The organism is Capnocytophaga sp. oral taxon 335 str. F0486 (genome assembly GCF_000277665.1).
GTDB classification, from domain to species: Bacteria; Bacteroidota; Bacteroidia; order Flavobacteriales; family Flavobacteriaceae; genus Capnocytophaga; species Capnocytophaga ochracea.
Genome location: NZ_AKFR01000034.1, coordinates 54,736 through 80,637, shown reverse-complemented (window position 1 = coordinate 80,637; position 25,902 = coordinate 54,736). Strand labels below are relative to the sequence as shown.

The window sequence follows — 25,902 nt, the reverse complement described above, 5'->3', positions numbered from 1 at the left end:
AGCTTCCTATAAGCTCTCTATAAGCTAAGCATACCCATTTACCCCTCATTTTTCACTTTTTAGCCAATTTACTCCTTCCGAACCTCTCCGAAATCTTTCGATAATCCAACTCTCTCAGCTTGCTAACTTAATCACCTGCATAGCTCGCACTGCTCATTATGTTACAACTGCCCGTATAGCTTACACCTAGATTTGCTAATCAAAAAAATTGGCACTAATTTTGTAAAGGTAGAAATAAAGTATATGTTACCTAACTCTAACTAAGAGAGAAATTGTTAAAAATGTTAAATTTAAAAGGAAAACTGTACAACTTTTAAGAAGTTTTTGTACATTTGTGCCTTAATTTGAAATGAAAAATATGAAGATAAAAGTATTATTTGCGCTATTCTTAGGAGGTTGCTCCTTAGGTTTTTCACAAATAAAAGTATCTCCTGTTGAAATTTATAACACAGTAGTAGATAGAGGATATGAAATACAAGAAGTTGTAGAACGATTGGGCGATTATTACTATGCTAGTAAAGATTATCCTAAAGCGTTCCATTGGTATGAAAAACTGATGAAAGACGGCAACTACTCTCCTCAACCCATCAACCGTTACCGCTATGCAGTGGTATTGCAAGCCTTAGGTAAAAAAGATGAAGCTAAAAAACAATTTAACCTTTTCGAGGTACTCACAAAAAAAGGTGACGCTCCTCAAACTAACCCTACACCAGATTGCTCTCGTGAAATTATAGGCACTGTAACCGATGCCGAAACAGGTGCCAAGATTTCTGGTGCTCAAGTTTTTATATTCGATAGTGCTATGGGAGCTCTTTCCAGCAATACAACTGATAGTAAAGGCTCTTTTACTACCAAAAAACTGAACTGTAACTTCCAAAATGGCTTTGTGGAAATCGTAAAAAAAGATTATGATATTGCCGATACCCCTATCGTTTTTGAGAACAATAACACTCTCAAAAAAACAATATCATTAGCCCCTCACACAATAAGCCTTAACGAGGGCGATGATTTAGCCCCTGTTTTTGCCATTGATAATATTCATTTTAACTACGGAAGAACCAATATCCGATATGACGCCTCTGTGCAATTAGCTAAAATTGTGGCTTTTTTGGAAGCCAATCCTACTGTAAAGATAGCAATTAAAGTGCACACCGATAGCCGAGGAGAAGACGGTTACAATATGAACCTCACCGAAACTCAAGCACAATCTATCTATCAATGGCTTGTAAGCAAAGGTATTTCTCCTAACCGATTAACTGCCAAAGGTTATGGCGAAACGCAATTAGTAAATGGTTGCGAAAACGGAGTGCCTTGTAGCGAAGAAGAACACCAAGCCAATAAACGCGTAGAATTTATTATTATCGAAAAATAAAATACTTTTTTCATTAATTTTCATAGCTTCTACACTTTGTTAAACAGCAAGTTTAGCAAAGTGTAGTTTCTTTGATTCTAAAATTAAAAAAACTTACACAATATGAAAGGAAAATACTTACTCCTTTTTTTTGTTTTACTAATCGCTTGTAAAGACGAAAAATCAAATCCTGAAAACAAAGAACCAAAAACAGGAGCAGGATTAAGAATTGCTACTGCTTATGGAGCTCCTAATGTCGATAAATGGATTGCTAATGCTAAAGCTATGGGTATTAATTGTATGCGATTGACCGATATAATACAAAAAGATAAAGGTCATTTGCAGGATTTAACTATTGACCCCGAGCATAAGTTTGACGAAATGGATAAGAAAGTAGCCAAAATAGTCGCCAGCGGTATGACTTATGTTTTAGATTTATCCTACATACGAAATCAACTCATAAAAGAAGGTATCAATCCTTATTCACCTTCTACCGATTGGACTCCGTATTTAGAAGCTGTTTTAAACAGAACCCCCATAAAGGGATATACTTATAAAAACGACCCTCACCTTGCTTTCATAGCCATAGCAGGCGAGCCTTTTAGTAAATACAATGATAATCCAATAGAGAAAGCGGGTAATAAAGCTAATCTCATTGCCTTCTATAAACGATTAGCCCTTCAGTTAAAGAGAATGGGAGTAACTCGCCCTATTTCAGCAGGTGGGTTTCTTCATCAAGGCAAAGACGGCTGGGGCACCGATGCCGATTTAGGTTTTAAAGAAATATGGTCGTTGCCCGAGATTGATATCCCCACCATACACGTATACGACGACGACGCTATTAATAGTATTCCCCAATTAGTTGCCTTTTGCCATAGCATTGGTAAACCTTTGGTTATTGAGGAAACAGGAAAAGAATACAAAGGAAATGATGCTGAGAGAGCTAAATGGTTTGAGAAGATTGCCTCCAAAATTAAAGACTCTCAAGCCTTCCCTGATGGTATAGGTTTGTGGAATATAGGCGAAATGAATGGTTATGATGTTCGTGCCGATGAACACCCTATAACCACCAAAGCAGTACGAGAGCTAATGCTATTAACTCAAAGCAAGCTACTAAATTAACAAACAGCTTATTATCGTCTGATTATGACTATTATTATCCCTAAAAACTACTCAACTCCCTACGGAATAATGGATACCGAGCGGGCTATAAAACTAATCAAAGACTCTTTTGAGCAGGCTTTGGCGCGCGCTTTAAACCTCACACGTATTTCGGCTCCTTTATTTGTGAAGCGTTCCACAGGTCTTAATGATAACCTCAACGGAATAGAACGCCCTGTTAGCTTCGAAATGAAAGATTACAAAGGTGAAGTGATAGAAATTATCCATTCACTTGCTAAATGGAAACGTTTAGCCCTGAAACGCTATGGTATTAAAGCAGGCGAAGGCATTTATACTGATATGAATGCTATCCGTAGAGATGAAGAATTAGATAATACCCATTCTATTTATGTAGACCAATGGGATTGGGAAAAAGTGATAACTCCCTCTCAGCGCACTTTATCTTATCTCAAACAAACCGTAAAACAGCTATATAATGCCTTTCTTGAAACAGAAGCGATATTAGTAAAAGAATATAACAAGTGTAGAGCTTTCCTACCTCGTGAAGTAACATTCATAAGTTCACAAGAATTAGAAGATATGTATCCTAACTTATCACCTTCTGAACGTGAACATAATTTCACCAAAGAAAAAGGAGCCGTTTTTATTACTCAAATAGGCAAAACACTTCTTTCAGGAAAAAAACACGACAATAGAGCCCCCGATTATGACGATTGGGAACTCAATGGCGACCTTATTATTTGGAATCCTGTACTAAACAGCGCTTTAGAACTTTCTTCAATGGGTATTCGAGTAAACGAAGCCTCTCTACATTCTCAACTGAAAGCTTCAAAATCAGAAGAACGCGAGAAGTTAGAATACCATCAAATGCTATTACGCGGTGAATTACCCTTAACTATTGGGGGAGGTATCGGTCAATCTCGTATATGTATGCTACTCTTGCAAAAAGCTCATATCGGTGAAGTACAAGCATCAATATGGACAGATGATATGGTTCAGTTATGCGATAAGAACGGAATTCATTTATTGTAAACGGATATTGTACATATTGAGAAAAGATGTATCTTTGCACCAAAATATAACAAGATAAACTATGAAATGGGAAGGAAGAAGACAAAGTAGCAATGTAGACGACCGTCGCGGAATAAGTGCTAAAGGTGGTCTTATAGCAGGCGGTGGTATCGTAGGTATCATCGTAGTATTGTTACAACTCTTTGGAGGCGAAACAGGACAACAAGTAGCCTCTGTAGTAAGTCAAGTAGCAGGTGGTAACCAAACTCAACAAGCGGTAGAACGTGTAGAACTTACTGCCGAACAAAAGAAAATAGGTGAATTTACCGCTACAGTACTCGCCGATACCGAAGATGTATGGGATAAAGTATTTGCTCAAAATGGTTTAGGAGCTTATAAGAAACCTACCTTGGTACTCTTTACCGCTAATGTAAATACAGGCTGTGGGACTGCCTCTTCTGCAGTAGGTCCATTCTATTGCCCTGCTGACCAAAAGCTCTATATGGATATGGATTTTTTTGAAGAACTCAAAACACGCTTCGGAGCTAAAGGTGGCGATTTTGCTATTGCCTACGTAATGGCACACGAGGTAGGGCATCATATCCAAACGCTTTTAGGCACTTCGCAGCAAGTACGCCAAAAACAACAAGGGCTCTCCAAAGCAGCTGCCAATAAATGGTCGGTTGCACAAGAATTACAAGCCGATTTCTATGCGGGAGTATGGGCACATCACAACCAAAAATATTTAGATGCCGATGATATTGACGAAGCTCTTAGTGCGGCTAACGCCGTAGGTGATGATGCTATACAAAAACGTATGCAAGGACACGTAGTACCCGATTCTTTCACTCACGGCACTTCTGAACAACGCAAATATTGGTTTACCAAAGGGTACAATACTGGAGATATCCGTCAGGGTAATATTCAAACTATTTATGAACAAACAAGTAATCGTTAAGGATTTAGGTAATAAAGACTACAAAGAAACGTGGGACTACCAAGAGTCGCTGTTTGAAGAAATAGTCGCGCAAAAAACAAATAACAAAGCTAATGGCACAACCTTGCCTACTACTAATTATTTCCTTTTTGTAGAACATCCTCACGTATATACACTTGGCAAAAGCGGTCATATAGAGAATCTGCTCATTGATGAAGAAGGTCTAAAAAATAAAGGGGCTACTTTTTACAAAATCAATCGTGGAGGAGATATCACCTATCACGGACCTGGACAGATTGTGGGCTATCCTATCTTAGATTTAGAAAACTTTTTCACCGATATCCACAAGTATTTGCGTTCTTTAGAAGAAGTGATTATCCGTACTCTTTCCGATTATGGTCTCAAAGGCGAACGCAGTGAAGGTGAGACAGGGGTTTGGCTTGATGTAGGAACGCCTTTTGCTCGCAAAATTTGCGCAATGGGAGTCCGTTGTTCTCGTTGGGTAACAATGCACGGTTTTGCCCTAAATGTAAATACTGATTTAGGCTATTTTGATAATATCATACCTTGTGGTATTCGCGGTAAAGCAGTAACGTCTCTAAATGTAGAATTAGCAAAAGATAAGGTGGATTTACAAGAAGTAAAACAACGTATCCTAACTCATTTTAAAGAAATCTTTGAAGCAACATTATAAAGAATAAAAAAGGGAGGTATCAAAATGATAACCTCCCTCCTATTTTATAGAAATATTCTTTTCTTACATTGATATAATAATAAATTCACTACGACGGTTTGCTTGATGCTGTTCTTCAGTACAGGGTACTCCATTTGAGCAACCATTTACTAATTGCGTTTCTCCATATCCCTTACCCGTAATCCTATCTTTGTGAATACCGTGAGCTATAAGCCACTTAATAGTTGATTTTGCACGTCTTTGTGACAAAGCTAAGTTATAGCTATCAGAACCTCTACTATCAGTATGCAAGCGCACATCTATTTTCATAGTAGGGTACTCTTCCATTACTTTTACTATTTTAGCCAACTGTTCAGCTGCATCAGGACGAATATTAGCTTTATCATAGTCGAAGTATATATTATCTATTTTTAATTCCTTTGATAAATCATCTCCTATTTTTATAGGTTTCTTCTCAACAATAGGAGATAACAATACTTCAGCATATGCGTCTTTTAATCCTGTTAAAGTAATATTTTGCTCATCAGAAGAAAAACCTTCCCTTATTGTTTTAATTATTAGCTGTTCATCTTTGCAATTGGAAGTATAAAGAAAACTAAAAGTCCCCTCCTTATTTGAGATTTGTTCTTCTATTAACTTCAATGACTTATCTAATAAAGTAATTTTAGCATCTGCTATTACTTCTAAGCTTTTTGCATTTTTAACAACCCCATTAATGGCTTGTTTACACGAGAACTGTACTGGGGCTTCCTCATAAAAACTATAAATATCATCACTTCCTTTACCTCCTGGTCTGTTTGAAGTAAGATATCCTATTTTAGTATGAGTGTTAATTACATAACAGAAATCATCTTCAGCACTATTGGCTGGGCGACCTACATTCACAGGTTTAGAAATAGGATTGCCTTCCTCATCTAATTTTACGGCATAAATATCTAATCCTCCTAAACCTGGAAAACCATCTGATGAATAATACAATATGTTATCATCTGAAACAAATGGAAAAGACTCTCTACCTTGTGTATTGATAAGTGCTCCTAAATTCTCTGGCTTCCCATAACCGTTTTTCAGTATTTTAGCACGATAAATATCCGATGCTCCAATAGTGCCTTTCATATCCGACGCAAAATAAATATATTTGCCATCAGGACTTAAAGCAGGGTGGGCTACACTATGAATATTACTATTAAAAGGCATTTCTTTTATATCTTCCCACTTACCGCTCTTATTTTTGGTAGCTTTAAATATCTTCAACAATACTGTTTCGTCCCCATTAGTCTTTACTTCATTATGGATAAAGTTATTACGAGTAAAATAAATCGTGTTTCCATCTTTGCTAAACGCAGCTGTCGATTCGTTAAACTTAGTATTGATACCATTGAGCTTTCCTTTCTTAAAAACTTGCAAGCTATCGGTAGTTGCCTCATACAAACTATAAAAATTATCTCCTGTCCAATCTGCACGCTTCTTTAAAATACCACCTTTGCTAGTAGCATATACTATATTATTACCATAAAAAGCTGTCCCATACTCTGATTTATTAGTATTAATCTGCAAGGGGTGTAATACCATTCTATCAGAATTCCGCTTAATTTCTGCCTGATAATCTCTGTTCTTTTGAAAGAGTACTGCACGCGAATCTGTATTCCCTTTAAGAGCTACAAACTTATCCATCATTTTGTCAGAGGCTTCATAATCTTCCACTGATTTTAAAGTTTGCGCATAACGATAGTAATATTCAGGATTAATATTATAAGGTTTTCCTGTCTTAGCATCAGTATTTGCAAAGAGTTTCGCATACCACTTATTCGCTTGTTTGTAATCGGCATTATAGTAGTAAGCATTAGCCAAATTTTCTAATAGCTCTTGGGGTTCTACTCCTTTACGGGCAATACTTTCATAGGCATTAATAGCCTGTACATAATCCAAGTTCCTGTAATAGTTAGCTGCTTTCTGTAAAGCTTCTTTTTCACTTTGTCCACAAATAGTTTGTGTGAAAGTACTTACAAGAATGGCTAATAAATAGAAAGGTATTTGTTTCTTCATAAATCAATAAAAGGAAAAAATTATAAAAAAGAAGGTTTGTAATATCAACTGGGTAAATAGAAAAATAGGAGTTAATTTATAACTCCTAATCTTCCATTACAATATTTCTATTAATCCATACTTACCACAATAAACTCACTACGGCGGTTAGCTTGATGTTGTTCTTCAGTGCAAGGCACTCCATTTGAGCAACCATTTACTAATTGCGTTTCTCCATAGCCTTTCGCTTTCAATCGCTTGCGGTCAATACCTTGCTTAACTATCCATTCAAGAGTCGATTTAGCCCGACGGTCAGATAAAGCTAAGTTATAAGAATCTGTAGCTCGGCTATCGGTGTGCGAACGAATATCTATCTTCATCTTAGGATATTGTTTCATCACTTCCACAATCTTAGCTAATTCTACCGCTGCATCTGGTCTGATGTTCGACTTGTTTAAATCGAAGTATATTTCTTTTATCTCAAATACTTTAGCTAAATCAGTATCCTTTGAGATAGCTATTTCTCTCGGTTTTAACAAGAACTCGTAGAAGATATCTCCTTCTTTACCCGTTAATACTTTCACTTCTGTGGTTTCATATTTATCTTTTTCAGCTCTTAGGTAATAATATAATTCTTTACAATCCACTTTCTTGAATGCAAAAGTACCATCTTCTTTAGTTCTTTGAGTATCTACCTGTTTCATTGTTCTATCTGATAGTACTATAAGAGCATCTACAATAACGCTTTTTGTATTAGCATCTTTCAGTACTCCTTTCAGCATTTTCTCACAGTCAAAGGATAAAGGTTTCTCTTCATAAAAGCTGTAAATGTCATCTTTACCCTTTCCTCCAGCTCTGTTAGAACTTAAAAATCCTATCTTACTGTCACTATCCATTATAAAACAAAAATCATCATCAGCACTATTACCTGGCTTACCTATATTAATAGGTTTTGATACTGTTCCGTCTTCATAAAACTTTACCGCAAAGATATCCAAACCTCCTAACCCTGGAAAGCCATCTGATGAGTAATACAACACATTATTCTTAGAGATAAAAGGGAAAGATTCACGCCCCGACGTATTAATAACATCTCCTAAATTTTCAGGTCTGCCATATTTGTTATTTCCTAAAATCTCTACGCGAAAGATATCCGAACTCCCTAAGGTTCCTTTCATATCTGAAGCGAAATAAAGATATTTTTCATCAGGACTCAAGGCTGGGTGTGCTACATTGTATTGGTTACTATTAAATGGCACTTCTACCACATTTCCCCAATCTCCATTTTCATCTTTTGTTGCTTTAAGTATTTTTAGTAAGATAGTATTTTCTCCATTCGTTCCTATCTTTTTATTTACATAGTTATTACGGGTAAAATACACTGTTTTTCCATCTTTTGTAAACACAGCCGTAGATTCATTAAACTTTGTATTTAAAGCTGATGAAAAAGGTTTCTTATTACTTAATTCTTGCTTATTGCGGTCTGCTATATACAGGTCATAAAAACTCTCTCCTGTCCATTGTGAAATTCCTCCTTTAGAAGCTCTACCGCTATTAGCTGCTGCAAAAACTATTTTATCACCATAAAAAGCTGTCCCATATTCTGAATATTCGGTATTAATAGCTACTGGGTGTAATTGCAAACGTCCTGAGTTACTCTCTATCACTTCCCGATAGTCCTTATTCTCTTCATAAAGTACAGCACGCGTATCATTATTACCTGTAAGCTCAGCAAACTGAGACATTAGCTTATTCGCTTCGTCATATTTCCCTACTGATTTTAGTACTTGTGCATAGCGATAGTAATATTCAGGTTTGATTTTATATTTCTTATTCTCAAATAGCTGTTTGTACCAAGGTAATGCTTTCTTATATTCGGCATTGTAGTAGTATGAATTACCAAGATTTTCTAATATATCTTGATTCACAAATCCTTTCTTAGCAATGCTTTCATATATTTTTATAGCATCAACATAAGCAAAGTTTTTATACATTTCCTTTGCCTTTTGCAACTCTTTCTCATTCTGGGCAAACAATACAGATATTCCACAAAATAAGGCTATTATAAAAGTGTATTTTCTCATCAACAATTCAATTTTAAGTAATTTATAAAGGCTTATACTCTCTGTTCTCCTTCCTAACTAAAAGAAACGAGGAGACACTATTTTCTTATAGGTTTTGAGCAGTTCATAACGCAAAAAGATTTCGTGTGAACCTGAGTTATATTTTGATAATTCAGTCGTCTCAAAGTCATAAGCATATCCCGCAAACCAACGTTCGCTTATCTGAAAACCTGCCATTACACTCACTGCTGCCGACCATCTGTAAGCTGCCCCCAACACAAACTTCTCATTAAACATAAAGTTTGCCGATAAGTCCAATTGCAAAGGTGCTCCAAAGGCTATCTTAGAAAGCACTGCGGGTTTGAATTTTGTATTCTCTGACAAGTTGAACACATAACCACCGATTAAGTACATATGCTGCGTATTTTTCAACACAGACACTGAACTCTTGTTGTAATGAGTGGTTTCCAACATATTAGGCACTGAAAACCCTAAATAATACTTATCAGTATACCAATAAATACCCGCTCCTATATTGGGAGAAAAAACGCTCTCACTGCCCGATAAGTTAGGGTCTGCTTGGTCTTGTTTGTTTAGCTCATCATAATTTATTTGAAATAAGCTACCCGAGCCATTGATACCAAAAGCTAATTTGGAGTTCTCAAAGTTCAAAGTATATGAAAAATCAATCGCTAAATCCGTTTGATTTTGAGGTCCTATACTCTCTCTAAAAATACTTCCTCCCAAACCTACATTGCGTAAGCTCTCCATTGGTTGGTGATAACTAATGCTTCCATTAGTGGGGGCTCCTTTGATACCTACCCATTGGGTACGAAACATACCAAAGAAACTGCCTACCTCTCTTGAGCCTGTATAAGCTGGGTTAAACATCATAGTGTTGTACATATACTGGGTATATTGCGACTCTTGTTGTCCATATACCCCTACACTAAACACTGTTAATACTAAAATAAACGCTTTTTTAATCATTTTTAAACTGTGTATTACTTAACTATTTTTCTTCATTGCTGTTAATCAAGTAGATAATAAATCTAACTGACTTTTATTTCGGCAAAAGTACAACTTTTTTACATTTCTACCACTTTTTACACAATATTTTATATCTATACCCTTATTATTTTTGTATATACAGCCACCCTATTTGTGTTTCTTTTCGTTGAGCATCGTAATATTCTAACACATAGTAGTAAGTTCCTAAAAGCATTTTATCTCCTCTTAATACGCGAGAAGTATTGTCATATCCTTTTATATCAAACACTTTTTCACCTGCCCGATTATATACCTTAACTCTATTATTGGGGTAATACTCTATCCCTCTGATATAAAAATAATCATTCTTTCCATCTCCGTTTACTGATAAACCATTGTAAACAGTAATTCTTTTCAATTCACTTGTTGTTGTAAAAGTATCTGCTTTTACCTCTATTTTGGCTACTGAACTTGTTACAGTGCCACATCTATCAGTTATAGTCACATAATAATACCTCTCCCCTACTGTTTCAGTTGAAGGTGTATAACTATTCGCGTGAGAATCTATTGCCTTACCACCGATATTTGTATTCATAGTACTCTCATACCACTGATACACAGGTGCAGTGGTACCCTTCACTATTACATATAAAGGCGATGGTAAAGCTTTCTGAATATAAACACCTGAGGTAGGTTGTTGTTCGATAGTTAAATAATTCACCTTCAATATTGCTTCCTCAGAATACTGAACGGTAGCAGTTTTTACGTCTGTATAACTATATTTCACCCTATACTTATTCCCGTTTAAGTCAGCATTGACAGCATCAAAAACTAAGGTTACTTTATCTCCTCTTCTAACAGAGCCCTTTTCTGTATCTATATCCTTCCATTGGGTGCTTTTATTAGTTAATTCTTGCCACTGATAGTCGATGTTTTTTCCCGTAGCACTTGCTGAGATAAGTTTAGCCTCAGAAGTAAATACAGCTCTTTCTCCATTGCATAACACTTGACTCTCAGGTTGTGTTACAACAACAATATCAGGTGTTACTCCTTTTTCACTTTTTACATTATACACAAGTTGTTGCATATTGCATTCCATTAAATTATCATTACAATTCCTGCCTGCATAAACCTCAACGGTAAAATGTGTCATATCGAAGTTAGTCACTCGGTATTCCAATCTATAAATTATATCTGTATAGGCTCGTAACTCACTTAAAGAATAATATTTCTTGCCTTGCACATCTTGGGCTGTGATAACTCTTTGCTCTTTCTGTTTAATAGGGTCTATTGCTAACAATCTCAATACTTCTATACCTTGTATATTGGGGAGCATAAGCCAAATATTATCTATGGGCTCCCTATTCAAATTTTGTAACCTAAAGTCTATAAAAAAGGTCGTGTTATGTATTTTTATATTCTGAGGGGTGATGGACTGCAAAGTGATAGAGCGCTGTCCCCCATAAAGCAAAGTATTCGATGTATTCTGTTTTATAATCTTTGTCTGTCCTCTATTAGCATAATGATAATAGAAACCTTCATAGGTTACCCCCATAATTACTAATTGATTATGGTTAAAGGCTTCTTCTTCGCTTGTACATACTTTTGCTTTACAAGTAGGCTGTACAAAAACTTCTATATACTGAGTCTCATCATTTTGTCCCGAAATAATTTCTGGAGGTAAATATCCCTCCGTTCCTTTCATAGGGTTGGTATAAGTATACACTTTAAAATCCTTATCTTCATCCGTTGTAAAGCTTTCTAACGGAATATGCACTACATTAGTTACCGTGTTTTCTAAATAATGATACGCCACCGGCTTTACCAAATCATAACCCTTAGGCACTTTTATCTCTATAATCTTTACAAGCCTCCTAGGGCGATATTCATCTTTAAATATTCTATCGGTAGTCTGCTGAATAACACTCTTCCCTGCCTTATTTCGTAAAGGAAATAACACACAATCTTTCATCTTATAGCAAGAATGAACATCTTCATCAGGTATATTTACAATATAAAATACACTCTTACTCTCTTCTCCACAATGTAATTCCTCCGTATGATAACCTCTTTCATTTATGTTTTGCCCTTTTGTTTTATCAACTCTATAAAAAAAAGAACCTATCTCTTCTTTTAATTGAGAGGTTGAAGTAACATCTTCGGCAGTACAACTCTCCACTTGATAAGTAACAACGGCAGTAAATTTCTCATCTGCTAAAACTCCTCGAGAAGGTAATGCCTCTGTTAAATTCCACAAGAAATAATTATTTTCATCATCGGTGGTCTGACGAAGGACACCCTGCTTGGCAACCAATGTTATGAGATGCTCTCCTATCTTTAAACTAACCTGTTTAGGCAATAATACCACTGTTTTAGGTACCTGCACATAATAATAAAGATTTTTAGTAGAGCCCCCTAATTGTACTCCCTTCGATATTATTTCAATATCATCTAAGTAAAGTGCTCGCTTGCGGTCTTCTTGTCTCACTTTTGCACGCTTTTGCCGTTTGGTCATTGTATAATCTGTCCAACCATAAGAATTTTCAGCCCTTTCTATTGTTGTTGAAAGTGTTTTAGGGGCATTCTCAAAACACACATCAGGACACTTGGCAACTATCGCCCTTTCTGTACAAATATAGGGTATTTTGCAATAAGTATTATACCTATTCTTATCCATTTGCCAAATTGAATATTGCAAAGAAACCTTGTTTGCCTTGCAAGTTGTTAAAATCATATCAAAAGTGATATATCCCCAAACCTCATCTGCTGTGGTATAACTGAATGTTCCTCCCGAAGGAACATCAGGCAGAGTTATTGCAGATACTACCGAAACCCCATAAGCATCGGCTTTATAAAACTTTATATTCATCATTGCCATTCCTTCGGGTAACAACAGCTCATAACGATACTTCCTTTCTGCTATTTCTTTGTGATGTGATTGTAATTGTTGAATATTGTCTTGTGAAGTTACAGAAGCAGTAAAAGATATTGAAGCCGGTATAGGTTGGTTAAGTGCTAATAGGGTAGGAAATTTTGAAGTGTCTTTCACTTCTTTTATTTTTCGTTTAAAAGTATGGTCACTTAATGACTCTTGTTTATGAAAAGAAATACCACACAAGCTATGGTAAGAAAGCTCAGTAATAATACTTACTCCAAATATCCCTTCGGTAGATGATAAGCAGGGAATATTATCATTTCTAACTAAATCAAAACGTATTTCTAACTTTTCTTCTGGTGCCAAATCATCTTTTACCCCGTCACCATCTTCATCAGTAAGACCTATATTGCTTTGTCCTAATGCTAAATCCTTAAAACTTTCTAATTCAGCAAAGCTAATGATGCGTTTTCCTAACACACCATCAGGCATTTGTATGGCTTTATCAGGGATAATGATTTCTTTTTTCTCACTATCTATAATACGGAAATTCGTAGGCTTATAAGCCTTAAATTTCACCGCATCCTCTTCTTCATAAAGGGTCAGTTGAAGATCATAAGCCGTTGCATTCCCTTTATTAATGTATTGTGCAGTAAACATTCCCAAAGTATTTCCACAGAAGCCATCACTCCATTTAAAATAAGTTGCTGTACTCTGTCGATTTAAAATAACATTAGGGTTTTCATCAGTTGCCTCCTGCATTGTAATCGATTGAACAGCACTACTCACTTCATATAATTCCAAAGGATTTTCTCCCCAATAAGCCTCATAACGCACCTCTCCATTGGCTTTACAACCTTTCGCCGTATACTCTTCTGTAATCCAAACTCCTTCCTTCTCTTTTAATCCTTCCGAAATTCGTATCACATACAAATCCTCTCCTCCATTTTGCCCTATATGCTGTGGCACTTTACTTATGGGAGTAAGTACTTTTTTATTGTAAATCATTTTTCGTGTTTTAACCCCTAACGGGTGTTTCATCGAAAAATAAATATCGTTTATGATACCTACTCTTTTTCCTTCTATGGTTTTATTCTCAATACTGAATACTCTCGAATAATCCCCCATAGGATTCTCTTTCTCCTTTTGTGTCGTAATTTGCAGATTAGGAGTATTCAAAAAATATTCATTAGATTTTTTAGTAGCAACCGTTACCTCATCAATCATTACCCCCACTTCATCTTGAAGAGATAGATGTGTTTTCAGATAGTTGTACCCTCTTTTAGTAATTCTGCGTTTCACTAAAAGATGTGTTGTACTTCCTGGTCTACTTAGTACAGTAAGCACAGGGTTATTAGGTAAATTTATATCTTTGGGAGTAACTTTTCGTATGGCACTGTTCTTTTCAAGAGTATATCCCGCATATTCAATTCCTTCAGGAAAAGTAAATCTTACATCTATCTTTTCTTTATCTTTAGGAAAAATAATTCTCACGGAAATATAAGTACCTTCTTGAAAACCAGAAGTAGTAAATTTTATATTCTCTGAAATTACAGTTTTTATTTGCTGTGCTTTAAGAATCTCTGTTGAAGAAAAGAGTATAAGTAGTAGTATTAAAGTAAATACATTTACTGTTCGTTTAAAATCCCACATCATTATTAAGCCTTAAAAAAACTTCTTTCTGCAAGGCAAAATTACGTCTTCACCCATAAAAATACAAGATTTTTAACATTTATTTTTTATCAGTGCCCAATAAATATATTATTCATCTATAATAGCTGTCATTACAATACCCGCTTAGCAGGTATCAGCAATTGGAAAATAAGTGAATAAAGAAACCTTTTTAATATATCTCTCCTTCACTTTACTTCCACTTTACATTCGTTGTTCCTTCGTTTATCGTTCGTCTTTTGTTCGTCTTTTGTTCGTTGTAGACCCACTGTAGACCCACTGTAGACCCACTGTAGACCCACTGTAGACCCACTCATCGTTCGTTTATCCTATAAGCTTCTTATAAGCTTTATATAATCCTCTCCCAATTTTTCTCCATTAATCATTAACCATTAATCATTAACCATTAACCATTAATCATCTTCTATTTAATTCCTTTGTCATCAACCCATCTTGTATATTGCTTTTTCCCTTGTAGGTGTTGCATATAGGTACGCGAAAATTTGTGATAACCGTAGTTTTCAGTATCAGCAACAAAAAAGAGATAATCGTGTTGCTCAGGGTTGAGCACAGCTTCAATACTCGATATGTCAGGCATCGTGATAAGTCCCACAGGTAAACCGTAATTCCGATAAGTATTATAGGGGTTTTGCAAACTTGTATGCACCTCGGTAACGCGTTTTATTACCATATTATAGTCACCCGTATGGTTTTTCATAGCAAAGATAGCAGTAGGGTCAGCTTGCAATTTCATATTGATATGTAAGCGGTTCAAGTAAACCCCTGCTATACGAGGACGCTCGTCTACCTTAGCCGTTTCTTTCTGTACAATTGATGCCAATATACTCACTTCTATGGGCGTAAGCCCTTGCTTTTGGGCTTGGGCTTTGCGTTCAGGTGTCCAAAAACGCTCATATTCTTTGAGCATACGGTCACGAAATTCTTCGGCAGAGGTATTCCAATAGAACTCATACGTATTGGGAATATACATTGCCAATGCAGTAGCATCGGTGAAACCGTTTTCTTTTAGGAAGTTAGGGTTTAAGAAAGCACGCATTAAAGTAGTGCTATCAGGCTCTATTTGTGCAGCGATACGTCCTGCAAAGTCTTCTAATCGCTCCTGATTGTTGAATTTGAGTTTTACAGGAGTATTACGATTGCGAAGAGTGCGTACGATATCTATATTGGTTGCCCCTTTTTTGATGATGTATTTACCTGCTTTTACTTTATCGGCATAGCCTATACGCTTGGCTACTTGGATAAAAGAAGTACGGTCTTTCAACAAGGGACTCATCACGTGCAACACATCGCTAAAATCGGCTCCTGTAGGGATATATACTATTTCTTCTTGGGTTTGAAAAGCTGTATTGCTCACCAGTACAGCGCGATAAATAAAGAAGCCTAATACGGCTATCACGGCAATCACCGCTCCTATAATCCATTTTTTCATTGTATTTCTATTTTAAAATTTCCACTTTATGGTTTTGTCTTCTTTTTCTCTAAAATCCTTCTCTTTAGCAATCTCATTTTGTAAATGTTTAGTATACTGACTGAACATAAAAGCATTATATGCCTCAAAGTTTTCGTTTGTTCGCACAGAGTTCAAAGCTTCGTAATAAGCTGCTTTATCCTCTGCAAATACAATACCCAAAGGCAAACCATACCACTGCTGAATAAAGTTCATCAGCAGGCGTGAAGTTCTGCCGTTGCCATCGAGAAAAGGGTGAATGTTCACTAACTCATAATGAGCATAAAATGACAGTGCTAATTGAGCTTCTTCGGTAGTTTGCTCAGGGAGTAGTTCATTTAGTTTTTTTACTAACTGCTCTAATGCTGCCGGTACTTTTTCAAAACTCATAAACGATACACCTCCTGCGGTTACTCTCACCTTACGCAATTCACCTTTGCTGGCATCTACAGTACCTAAGGTATTAGTAAGCACTTCTCCTGTAGTTTTCATCACTTTGGCAGCTATTTCCTGAATAAAAGTTACTGATAGAAGTCGTTGTTGTGTAGCTTCTTTTAGTACAAAATTCAATGCCTCATAATGATCTTTAGTTTGATTGGCAAACAATAGAGGCTTACCATTAGGAGTGTTGCCTTCTTCAATCAGTACGCGAGTTTCGTTTAAAGTTAAAGTAGAGCCTTCTATACGGGTAGAGTGACTGGTAATAAGAATCTTGTTGAACTCATTATAATTCAACGAGGATTCTAAACCAAGTGCTCTGTAAGTTTGTATAATTTCTGAAATAGTCATTGGTTTCTATCTTTTAAACAACATATACCCCCATTTTGGAATGAGATAAACGCCTATGAGGCAGGTTACCATTACGGGTGAATAGGAATGTGTGAAATAGCTTACCAAGATATGCCATACCAAGAAGAAACTCAATCCTACGAGGTATGAGCTAAGAGCAATTCTTGTAGCTTTTTCGCTCTTTCGACATAAAAAAGCAATGACTGCTACCAAAGTGAGTTGTCCTATAGAAGCTCCTATAAAATATTCAGGGTGTTCATTAGCTAAATGAGCATTCTCAGCAATTCTGGGGAGTTGCAACCATTGGGGTATCTTATCTACAAAGTCAATATACCATTGCCAGAATGAAATACTCTCTTCTACTTGATGTAAAGCGTGTAGTCCCATTATAGGTAACCACAAATGTATGTATCTATTGGTTTGCATATACTTCTGCTTTTAATGCGGTAATATAGTTTTGTTGTATCCGTTTTAAATTCCAAAAGAGAGGCGCTATGAGTCTTAAAAAGAAGTTTTTGATATGTATTTTCTCTTGAAAGCAAACTTTAGTACCTCCGTTATACGATTCAAACTTTCCTTCCCATTCTCCATAGAATAGTTTGTGTTGCATTGTAAAGGCATAATACTCATTTTCTTTCTTCTGAATATTCTTAAAAAACGTGTGTCCCCCACCTTTATAATATTCAATAAAACCGTCTTCTAATAACTCAATGTTTTCCACTTCCTTTCGCCACTGAAAGTTCTTATTATCAGTAACAATATTATATACCAATGCTACAGGTGCATCAATCACATCAGTTACTATTGAAATTAGAAAGGGTTTCATTTTTGAAATCTTTTATCTGATGGCAAAGATACTAAAAAAAAGAAAAACCGAAAACTTTATACTATAAAAGTACAAAATCTTCGGTTTAAAAATATTATGAATACAAAAATTCTTATAACATAACGCCTATTCTTGACGTGGTTTTTGGTGATTATTGTGTCCTTTATTGCGGTCGTTGCGAGACTTGTCGTTGTAAGGCTTGTCGGACTTAGGACGATCTTCACGCGGCGGACGTGGCAACAAGGCTTTGCGCGATACTCTTGTTTTCTTAGTTTTGGGGTCAATACCGAGGTATTTCACTTCTATGATATCACCCTCTTTAAGAACGTCTTCTATTTTGTCTACTCTGTCCCAAGACACTTCTGAAATATGAAGCAATGAGTCTTTACCAGGCACAAACTCTACAAAAGCCCCAAACTCTACCAAGCGCACTACTTTTACAGTGTAAGTTTCTCCTTCTACAGGTTCAAATTTCACTGCATTTACTGCTTCAATAGCTTCTTGAATACCTGCTTCGTCGGTACCTAAGATTTCTATGATGCCCAATTCGCCCACTTCTTCTACCACAATAGTAGTATTTGTGCGCGCTTGTAAGTCTTGGATATTCTTACCACCGGTACCGATGAATGCCCCGATGTATTCCTTAGGCATATCCATCTTAACGATTTTAGGCGCGTGAGGTTTCACAGTAGGGTTAGGTTTTGCAATCGTATCGGTGATTTTGCCCAAGATGTGCATACGTCCTTCGCGGGCTTGGTTCAAAGCTTTTTCGAGTATTTCGTAAGAAAGACCTTTAATTTTGATATCCATTTGGCAAGCGGTAATACCATCGGCGGTACCGGTTACCTTAAAGTCCATATCACCTAAGTGGTCTTCATCACCTAAGATATCGGAAAGTACTGCATAACGCTCGCCATCGGTGATGAGTCCCATAGCAATACCCGATACAGGTTTTACCATTTGTACCCCTGAATCCATCAAGGCTAAAGTACCTGCACACACAGTTGCCATTGAAGAAGAACCGTTAGATTCCAAGATTTCAGAAACTACACGAACGGTATAAGGGCAATCCTCAGGAATCATACGTTTGAGGGCGCGTTGTGCTAAGTTACCGTGACCTATCTCACGACGTGATGTTCCGCGCAATGGGCGTGCTTCACCTGTTGAGAAAGGAGGGAAGTTGTAATGCAAGTAGAAACGTTCTTCACCTTGTTCTGAAGGCAAATCGATTACATTTGCTTCACGTGAAGTTCCCAACGTAACGGTAGTAAGCGATTGGGTCTCACCACGTGTAAAGATAGATGAACCGTGTGCTGATGGCAAATAGCCTACTTCGCACCAAATAGGGCGTATTTGGGTAGTGTTACGACCGTCTAAACGAATATTTTCGTTTAAGATAAGGTTGCGCACGGCTTCTTTTTCAGCCTCGTCAAAATAACGAGTGATGATAGGAGTAAGCTCTTCTAATTCTTCTTCGGTGAAGAGTGCCAAGCATTCTTCTTTTACCGCATTGAACTTTTCACCACGTTCTTGTTTGGTTGTATTTTCTTTGGCAATAGCATAGCATTTTTCGTAAGCCAAAGGATATACTTTTGCTTTTACCTCCTCGTTTTCTACTTCTGGCTCATAAGTACGTTTTTCGGTCTTTCCTACTTTTTCAGCCAAACGCAATTGTGCCTCAATATGAGGTTTGATAGCTTCGTGTGCGAATTTAATAGCTTCAGCCATATCTTTTTCGCTCACCTCGTCCATTTCACCTTCTACCATTGCCACAAAGTCTTTAGAAGCACCTACCATAATATCAATATCAGAAGCTTCTAATTGTTCACGGCTTGGATTTACGATAAATTTACCGTTTACACGACCCACGCGTACTTCGGAAATAGGACCATCGAACGGAATATCGGACACTGCCAAACAAGCAGAGGCAGCAAGACCTGCCAAAGCGTCGGGCATTACATTCTCGTCGTGAGAAATAAGCTGAATCATCACCTGAGTTTCAGCGTGATAATCTTTAGGGAATAGTGGACGCAATACGCGGTCTACCAAGCGCATTGTAAGTATTTCTTGGTCGCTAGGGCGCGTTTCACGTTTGAAAAAGCCCCCAGGGAAACGACCTGCTGCTGCAAACTTCTCACGATAGTCTACAGTAAGAGGCAAAAAGTCAGTTTCAGGATTGATTTCTTTTGCAGATACTACTGTAGCCAATAGCATCGCTTTCCCCATTTGCACCACAACAGCACCGTCGGCTTGTTTAGCCAACTTGCCTGTTTCGATAGTGATGGTACGACCATCACCTAATTCGATGATTTCTTTTTTTACTTCTGGAATCATTCTTTAATTGTTAATTAATAATTAATAATTGTTGTGTTGTGGGCTTTAGGGTTTAACCAATGAAAAACTGCTGTAATAAACAAAAGGAGGCACAAAGCCTCCTTACTATTGCTTATTTTCTGATGTTTAGCTCTTTGATAATCGCACGGTATCTTTCGATATCTGTGTTCTTCAAATAATCGAGCAAACTTCTGCGTCTACCTACTAATTTCACCAAGGAACGCTCGGTATTAAAATCTTTGCGATTTACTTTCAAGTGTTCTGTAAGGTGATTGATTCTAAGGGTAAAAAGAGCGATTTGCCCTTCTGCTGAACCAGTGTTGGTTTCTGAACCTGCGTACTTTTTGAAAATTTCCGCTTTTACTTCTTTTGTTAAATACATTCCAATATTAATTTAATGATTATTATGTAATTTTTTTTTTTCGGGCGCAAAGATAAAAAAATTTTATAAGCTGTGCAAATTTATAGATAGATTTTTCCTCTTCTCAATTTATCCTTAACCTATACAAAGCTTATAGGAAGCTTGAACGAATCTTGGAAGATTGTTATACAAAGGGTATATGACACATTGATTATCATTAAATTACAAATTTATCTTTTACTACAAAAATACAACATCTTATGTTATATTTTTAGTTTGCTGGCATATTCTTTAACGACTTGCTTATCGAAATAAGGTTCTTCATCTATACGTAAAAGTACGGAAAGTCCTGTTTTATGAAGAATAAACTCCTCAGTAGACGGTGTGGGGGTACCACTAAAAATAATGCCGTGAACGTTGAGTCCTTTGTTTTTAAGGGCTTCATAAGTAAGCATTGTATGATTAATACTACCCAAATAGTGGCGAGAGACAAGTACTATTTTATCGGTAGGAAGGATAAGGTCGAGCATAGTATCTTCATCATTTAAAGGAACATAGAGACCTCCTGCTGCTTCAATAATTAAGGTGTTATAGGTAGTAGGGCGTACAATTTTAGAAAGCTCAATACGAACGCCATCTAACTGAGCAGAAAGATGTGGACTAGCAGGTGTGTGTAGCCCATAACTATTAGGGTGAAATACCGTGCGGGAGTTGCTAATGAGGCGTTTTACCTTATGAGTATCGGAGTTTTCTAAATCGCCAGATTGGATTGGTTTCCAATAATCAGCTTGGAGAGCTTCGGTAAGGATAGCCGAAACGATAGTTTTACCGACTTCGGTGGAGATGCCCACCACAAAATAAGTGTCTTTCATTTTGAATAGTTTATTAGTTTAGAAAGTGCAAAAGTACATAAAAAGCACATAGCATAAAATGAAAAAGTAAAAAGAATGTTAAAAATATTTTTAAAGATAATTTGGAGGATTTGCTAAAAGTCCTTACTTTTGTTGCTTGAAAATAACCATCAGGAGGCTTCTCCTGACTTAAATAATAGATTATATGAAAGTTACAGTAGTAGGCGCTGGTGCCGTAGGAGCAAGTTGCGCAGAGTACATTGCTATTAAAGACTTCGCGTCTGAAGTAGTTTTAATTGACATCAAAGAAGGTTTTGCCGAAGGTAAAGCTATGGATTTGATGCAAACCGCTTCCCTCAATGGGTTTGACACTCGTATTGTAGGGGTAACCAATGATTATTCAAAAACAGCAGGCAGTGATGTAGCGGTGATTACCTCAGGTATTCCTCGTAAACCAGGTATGACTCGTGAAGAGCTTATCGGTACCAATGCAAACATTGTGAAATCGGTTGTAGAACAATTGGTAAAATACTCACCTAATGTGATTGTGATTGTAGTAAGCAACCCTATGGATACTATGGCTTATTTGGTACATAAAGCTACTAAGTTGCCTAAGAACCACATTATTGGTATGGGTGGAGCACTCGATAGCGCTCGCTTTAAATATCGTTTGGCAGAAGCGCTCAACAGTCCGATTTCAGACGTAGATGGTATGGTAATCGCTGCTCACAGCGATAGTGGTATGTTACCTCTTACTCGTTTGGCAAGCTATCGTGGTGTGCCTGTAACTGAGTTTTTAAGTGCTGACCGCCTCAATCAGGTTGCTGAAGACACTAAAGTAGGTGGCGCGACCCTTACTAAACTCTTGGGAACTTCGGCTTGGTATGCACCAGGGGCTGCCGTATCAGCTTTAGTACAAGCAATCGCTTGCGACCAAAAGAAACTCTTCCCTTGCTCTGTATTGCTCGAAGGAGAATACGGACAAAAGGATGTGTGTGTAGGGGTACCTGTAATCATCGGTAAAAATGGTGTAGAAAAAATTGTAGAGGTAAAACTCAACGATGCTGAAAAAGCCAAATTTGCTGAAAGTACCGGAGCAGTACGCGAAGTAAACAAAGCGTTGGCAAGTGTATTATAGTTGGGATAGAACAACTATATTAAACTATAAAAAGTGATTATTTTCAAGAGAAAGTAATCACTTTTTTATTTGTTTGTTCTATTTGAGTAAAAAACTAAGTTTTTACTTAGATGTATATCGTCTAAAACTGGAAGTAAATAAAGGGTTGTGCTCCACTTGAAGCAGTGGCATATACCACCCAAAAAGTAAGTGCCAAAATAATTGCTTTAAAGAGAATAGGCATTGCACCAAATACCTTTTTAAGCCATTCGTTTAAACTGGTGGGGAAAAAGTGCCAAACAAAGCCTATTGCCATTAACAAAAATACATTTTGATAGCCCTTGGCAATAACTTGAAATTGATGAAGATCATAAGTTATAGACTGGATATTGTAGATTACACTTAAAGCGATATCGAAATCTTTGGCTCTAAAAAATATCCAGCAAAAAGCTACAAAGTGGAAAGTAATCACTACAAAAATGATATTAGCGATACCTTTAAAAAAAGTTCTCTTCTCAGGATTCTTATTAGGAAAGAACTCCGTAAAGGTTTTATGAACAGCCAAAGCTAAACCGTGTAATGCTCCCCAAATAATGAAACGCAAATTAGCTCCGTGCCATAAACCACCTAGGAGCATTGTCGTCATCTGGTTGAAATGACTACGCACTGATTTTTGTCGGTTTTTAGAGATAAGTATAGCCAATACAAACACAACGATAGCTCCTAAGGTAATGTAAAGAGGCAACATTGTTTTTTCTTGCATATGAAATGCCCATAGCAAAGTGGAAGCAAAAAAGACGGTTGGGAAGAAGTAGCCCCAAAAAGTACCTTTGCGGTTCCCTCCTACTGAAAAGTAAAGATAATCTTTTAGCCAAGTAGATAAGGAAATGTGCCAACGTCTCCAAAACTCAGTGATATTTTTAGACTGATAAGGAGTACGGAAGTTTATGGGGAGAGTGAAGCCCATTAGTAGCGCTAAACCTATAGCCATATCGGAATAGCCTGAGAAGTCGCAATATATTTGTAAAGAATAGCCATATACTGCCATTAAGTTCTCAAAAGCTGTATAACTGTTAGGAGCATCAAAAACTCTATCTACAAAGTTTAGGGAGATATAATCGGAAATAACTGCTTTTTTAATGAGTCCTCCAATGATAAGGAATAAAGCAAAAGAAGTTTCTTCTTTCGTTAAGCTTATTTTTTTGTATATCTGTGGTATGAAATCCTTGGCACGCACAATAGGCCCTGCCACTAATTGAGGGAAGAAACATACAAAGAAAGTAAAATCTAAGAATGATTTAGCAGGTTCTATCTCTCGGCGATATACATCAATAGTGTAGCTCATTGTTTGGAATGTATAGAACGAGATACCTATAGGCAAGATGATATCTTGTAAGGCAAAATTGCTTTGAAGCAGTGTATTGAGACTATCAATTAAAAAGTTAGTATACTTAAAATAGGCTAAAATACCCAAATCAGCAACCATACTCACTGCCAGAAAGAACTTGCGCAATGAGGCATTCTGTCTTCTATAGATTTGTCCTGCAAAGAAATAATTTAACAATGAGGAGATTATCAGCAACACAAAGAAGTTACCTCCTGCCTTATAATAGAAGAATAAGGAAAATAAGGTAACATAAACAGTACGGAAATGAGCGTGCTTTTTGGTAATAATATACACCAAATAAAACACCAAAAATAACCCTAAAAACAAACTACTATTAAATAATAGTGGATGATTAGGGTCATAAATGAACCATTGTCTTACTTGTTCGGTTGTGAATGAGAAATTATCAACAAACCATTTAGAGATGTTTTCAGTTGTGAATGTATCAATAAACCATTGCAGTAAGGCATCTATACTCAATTTAGATAGGGTTTTAAAGATAATTTATATTGTTTTTTATAATTCAAGTAATTGCTCATAAAAGCATCATAAAAGAGAGCGCCTTGCTCAGTATAGCCACTTCTTGTGTAATGTATGCGGTCACCAGCAATAAGATTTTGCTGAATAAAGCGTTGAATCGCTTCATTTCCTCCTACAGCTCGATAAAGGTCGAAAACACTGTAATTATCTTTTACTGAATTATCGATGAGAGTATCGGCGTATTCCATACACAAGGGGTTAGGACTTTTCTTTTTGTAAAGAGAAGGCGGAGGTGTAGTAAGCAATATAGGACATTGACCATATTGAGAGCGAATTGCTTTTATGAATTTATTTACCTCTTCGTCATAACGAGTTGCTGACATTCGACAATAAGCTTCATTAGTACCCAAAGATATAATGATTAAATCGGGTTCTAAGGCTTTGATTTGGTCGAAAAAGAGCTGTGATTTGTTATAATCAGAGAAATGAGCTCCATTTACCCCTATGCTGTGATATATAACTCCGTTTTTATCATTTTCTAAGACAATTCCATTAAGCGTAAATGAAGAGCTCTCGGTATTGGCTGTGAGATAAACCTTATCGGAAGGGGTTAGATTATCATAAGAATAATAGCTATATAAAGAATTACCGTTTAAAATGGTAGCATTAGATAAATCTACTTTTTGTTTAGGAGTAGAAGCTACCATCTCTTTAGTAGGGATACGCAATACTTGCCCTATTCTTATTTGTGCGCTTTTTAAGTTATTAGCTTGTTGTATTTTTTCTACTGAAGTGTGATATTTCTTTGAAATACCATAAAGTGTTTGCCCTTGCTCTACTTTGTGTGAAAGTGTTTTAGGCACACTAGGTCTCAAACGAGCTACTTTACCTACATTGGTAGCCAATTCGAACAAACGTTCGTTATTAGGGGTAATAATTTTTACCGTATTAAAGGTGTAGTTTTTATTTTTTAAGTCCAGTTCAATAACAAAATTCTTGTTACTGGTAGAAAGAGAATAACCTGTAATACCAACAGTTGCAGAAGAAGTATTCTTCTCACTATTCCAAGAGATATTGGAAGTAAAGCTCACATTATGTCCCCCATTAGTTCTAATAAGTGAATACGGGAATACTAAACCTAAACCAGCATTTCCAAACTCTTCCTGCAAGCGTTGTCTTACAATATTAGTCATTACATCGGCTTGAATGTGAGAGTCGCCAATATGAACAATATTAATCTTCCTATCTTTCAAGTTCTCCAAAGCAGCAAGCTTTTCGAAAAAAGGGTTCAAGGCTGAGGCATTGTACAGATTATTGTACTCCTTAGGAGAGTCATCATCACCTGCAGCATATGCCAAAGGCTGGGGAATAGCTTCCTTGAAGGCATCTTTATCGATTCCTTCTTTATTCTCTATATTTGCTATCTTTGAAGTAAGTGAAGATAAATTAATAGCTGTAGTATAATTAACATTAAAATAGAGGGCTACTGTAATGATAAACAATACAGGAGCTATTAGTTTCTTTATGAATGGCGTTCGCTTTTTCATTGT

At 36.6% G+C, this 25,902-nt stretch carries 19 protein-coding genes; 6 read left to right on the top strand and 13 right to left on the bottom strand.

The window, feature by feature from the left end:
• The first annotated feature begins 349 nt into the window (after window positions 1-349).
• From HMPREF1320_RS08600 to lipB, 5 genes are all read left to right on the top strand, one after another.
• Window positions 350-1,372 carry an OmpA family protein gene (locus tag HMPREF1320_RS08600; RefSeq protein WP_034554443.1) on the top strand — a complete coding sequence of 341 codons (1,023 nt, stop codon included), beginning with the start codon at window positions 350-352 and terminating at the stop codon, window positions 1,370-1,372.
• A 102-nt stretch (window positions 1,373-1,474) separates the two neighbouring features.
• The gene (locus tag HMPREF1320_RS08595; RefSeq protein ID WP_009418264.1) at window positions 1,475-2,473 is read left to right on the top strand and encodes a cellulase family glycosylhydrolase; all 999 of its coding nucleotides are present in this window, start codon (window positions 1,475-1,477) and stop codon (window positions 2,471-2,473) included.
• Window positions 2,474-2,497: 24 nt separating this feature from the next.
• On the top strand, window positions 2,498-3,505 hold the full coding sequence (gene asnA / locus HMPREF1320_RS08590) for an aspartate--ammonia ligase (RefSeq protein ID WP_009418422.1): 1,008 nt from the start codon (window positions 2,498-2,500) through the stop codon (window positions 3,503-3,505).
• 61 nt (window positions 3,506-3,566) lie between these two features.
• Entirely contained in the window at window positions 3,567-4,442 is an 876-nt protein-coding gene (locus HMPREF1320_RS08585) for a neutral zinc metallopeptidase (protein ID WP_009411899.1), read from the top strand.
• Window positions 4,420-5,115 carry a lipoyl(octanoyl) transferase LipB gene (gene lipB, locus HMPREF1320_RS08580; RefSeq protein ID WP_009418278.1) on the top strand — a complete coding sequence of 232 codons (696 nt, stop codon included), beginning with the start codon at window positions 4,420-4,422 and terminating at the stop codon, window positions 5,113-5,115. Before HMPREF1320_RS08585 ends, lipB begins: the two co-directional genes overlap by 23 nt.
• A 63-nt stretch (window positions 5,116-5,178) precedes the next feature.
• Here the strand turns inward: lipB and HMPREF1320_RS08575 are convergent, their stop codons facing one another.
• From HMPREF1320_RS08575 to bioD, 11 genes are all read right to left on the bottom strand, one after another.
• Window positions 5,179-7,161 carry an OmpA family protein gene (locus HMPREF1320_RS08575; protein WP_009418364.1) on the bottom strand — a complete coding sequence of 661 codons (1,983 nt, stop codon included), beginning with the start codon at window positions 7,159-7,161 and terminating at the stop codon, window positions 5,179-5,181.
• Between the two features lie 110 nt (window positions 7,162-7,271).
• Window positions 7,272-9,224, bottom strand: coding sequence for an OmpA family protein (locus HMPREF1320_RS08570; protein ID WP_009418345.1), 1,953 nt, complete (start codon window positions 9,222-9,224; stop codon window positions 7,272-7,274).
• A 57-nt stretch (window positions 9,225-9,281) separates the two neighbouring features.
• Window positions 9,282-10,193 carry a type IX secretion system membrane protein PorP/SprF gene (locus tag HMPREF1320_RS08565; RefSeq protein ID WP_009418390.1) on the bottom strand — a complete coding sequence of 304 codons (912 nt, stop codon included), beginning with the start codon at window positions 10,191-10,193 and terminating at the stop codon, window positions 9,282-9,284.
• Window positions 10,194-10,338: 145 nt separating this feature from the next.
• Window positions 10,339-14,724 (bottom strand): gliding motility-associated C-terminal domain-containing protein, encoded by a 4,386-nt coding sequence (locus tag HMPREF1320_RS08560; RefSeq protein WP_410470257.1) that lies wholly within the window; start codon window positions 14,722-14,724, stop codon window positions 10,339-10,341.
• Window positions 14,725-15,163: 439 nt separating this feature from the next.
• A complete protein-coding gene (gene mltG, locus HMPREF1320_RS08555) occupies window positions 15,164-16,189 on the bottom strand; it encodes an endolytic transglycosylase MltG (protein ID WP_009418456.1) in 1,026 nt (341 codons plus the stop codon).
• Window positions 16,190-16,201: 12 nt separating this feature from the next.
• Entirely contained in the window at window positions 16,202-16,996 is a 795-nt protein-coding gene (locus HMPREF1320_RS08550) for a Fic family protein (protein WP_009418357.1), read from the bottom strand.
• Between the two features lie 6 nt (window positions 16,997-17,002).
• Complete coding sequence (locus tag HMPREF1320_RS08545) at window positions 17,003-17,422, bottom strand: HXXEE domain-containing protein (RefSeq protein WP_009418433.1); 420 nt, start codon at window positions 17,420-17,422, stop codon at window positions 17,003-17,005.
• Window positions 17,409-17,822, bottom strand: a complete 414-nt coding sequence (locus HMPREF1320_RS08540; protein ID WP_009418446.1) for an SRPBCC family protein — start codon at window positions 17,820-17,822, stop codon at window positions 17,409-17,411. Before HMPREF1320_RS08540 ends, HMPREF1320_RS08545 begins: the two co-directional genes overlap by 14 nt.
• Window positions 17,823-17,948: 126 nt before the next feature.
• Entirely contained in the window at window positions 17,949-20,156 is a 2,208-nt protein-coding gene (locus HMPREF1320_RS08535) for a polyribonucleotide nucleotidyltransferase (RefSeq protein WP_009418331.1), read from the bottom strand.
• A 112-nt stretch (window positions 20,157-20,268) separates the two neighbouring features.
• Entirely contained in the window at window positions 20,269-20,538 is a 270-nt protein-coding gene (gene rpsO / locus HMPREF1320_RS08530) for a 30S ribosomal protein S15 (protein ID WP_002671426.1), read from the bottom strand.
• 242 nt (window positions 20,539-20,780) lie between these two features.
• Window positions 20,781-21,389 carry a dethiobiotin synthase gene (gene bioD / locus HMPREF1320_RS08525; protein ID WP_009418322.1) on the bottom strand — a complete coding sequence of 203 codons (609 nt, stop codon included), beginning with the start codon at window positions 21,387-21,389 and terminating at the stop codon, window positions 20,781-20,783.
• 184 nt (window positions 21,390-21,573) lie between these two features.
• On the opposite strand from bioD, the gene HMPREF1320_RS08520 reads away from it, so the two are divergent.
• The gene (locus tag HMPREF1320_RS08520) at window positions 21,574-22,506 is read left to right on the top strand and encodes a malate dehydrogenase (protein ID WP_009418361.1); all 933 of its coding nucleotides are present in this window, start codon (window positions 21,574-21,576) and stop codon (window positions 22,504-22,506) included.
• A 121-nt stretch (window positions 22,507-22,627) separates the two neighbouring features.
• Here HMPREF1320_RS08520 and HMPREF1320_RS08515 read toward each other — a convergent pair whose 3' ends face one another.
• The gene (locus HMPREF1320_RS08515) at window positions 22,628-24,352 is read right to left on the bottom strand and encodes an MBOAT family O-acyltransferase (RefSeq protein ID WP_009411884.1); all 1,725 of its coding nucleotides are present in this window, start codon (window positions 24,350-24,352) and stop codon (window positions 22,628-22,630) included.
• Window positions 24,349-25,899: a LysM peptidoglycan-binding domain-containing protein gene (locus HMPREF1320_RS08510; RefSeq protein WP_009411883.1), complete on the bottom strand. Its 1,551-nt coding sequence runs from the start codon at window positions 25,897-25,899 to the stop codon at window positions 24,349-24,351. The genes HMPREF1320_RS08515 and HMPREF1320_RS08510 overlap by 4 nt, the downstream gene beginning before the upstream one ends.
• Window positions 25,900-25,902 lie beyond the last annotated feature (3 nt).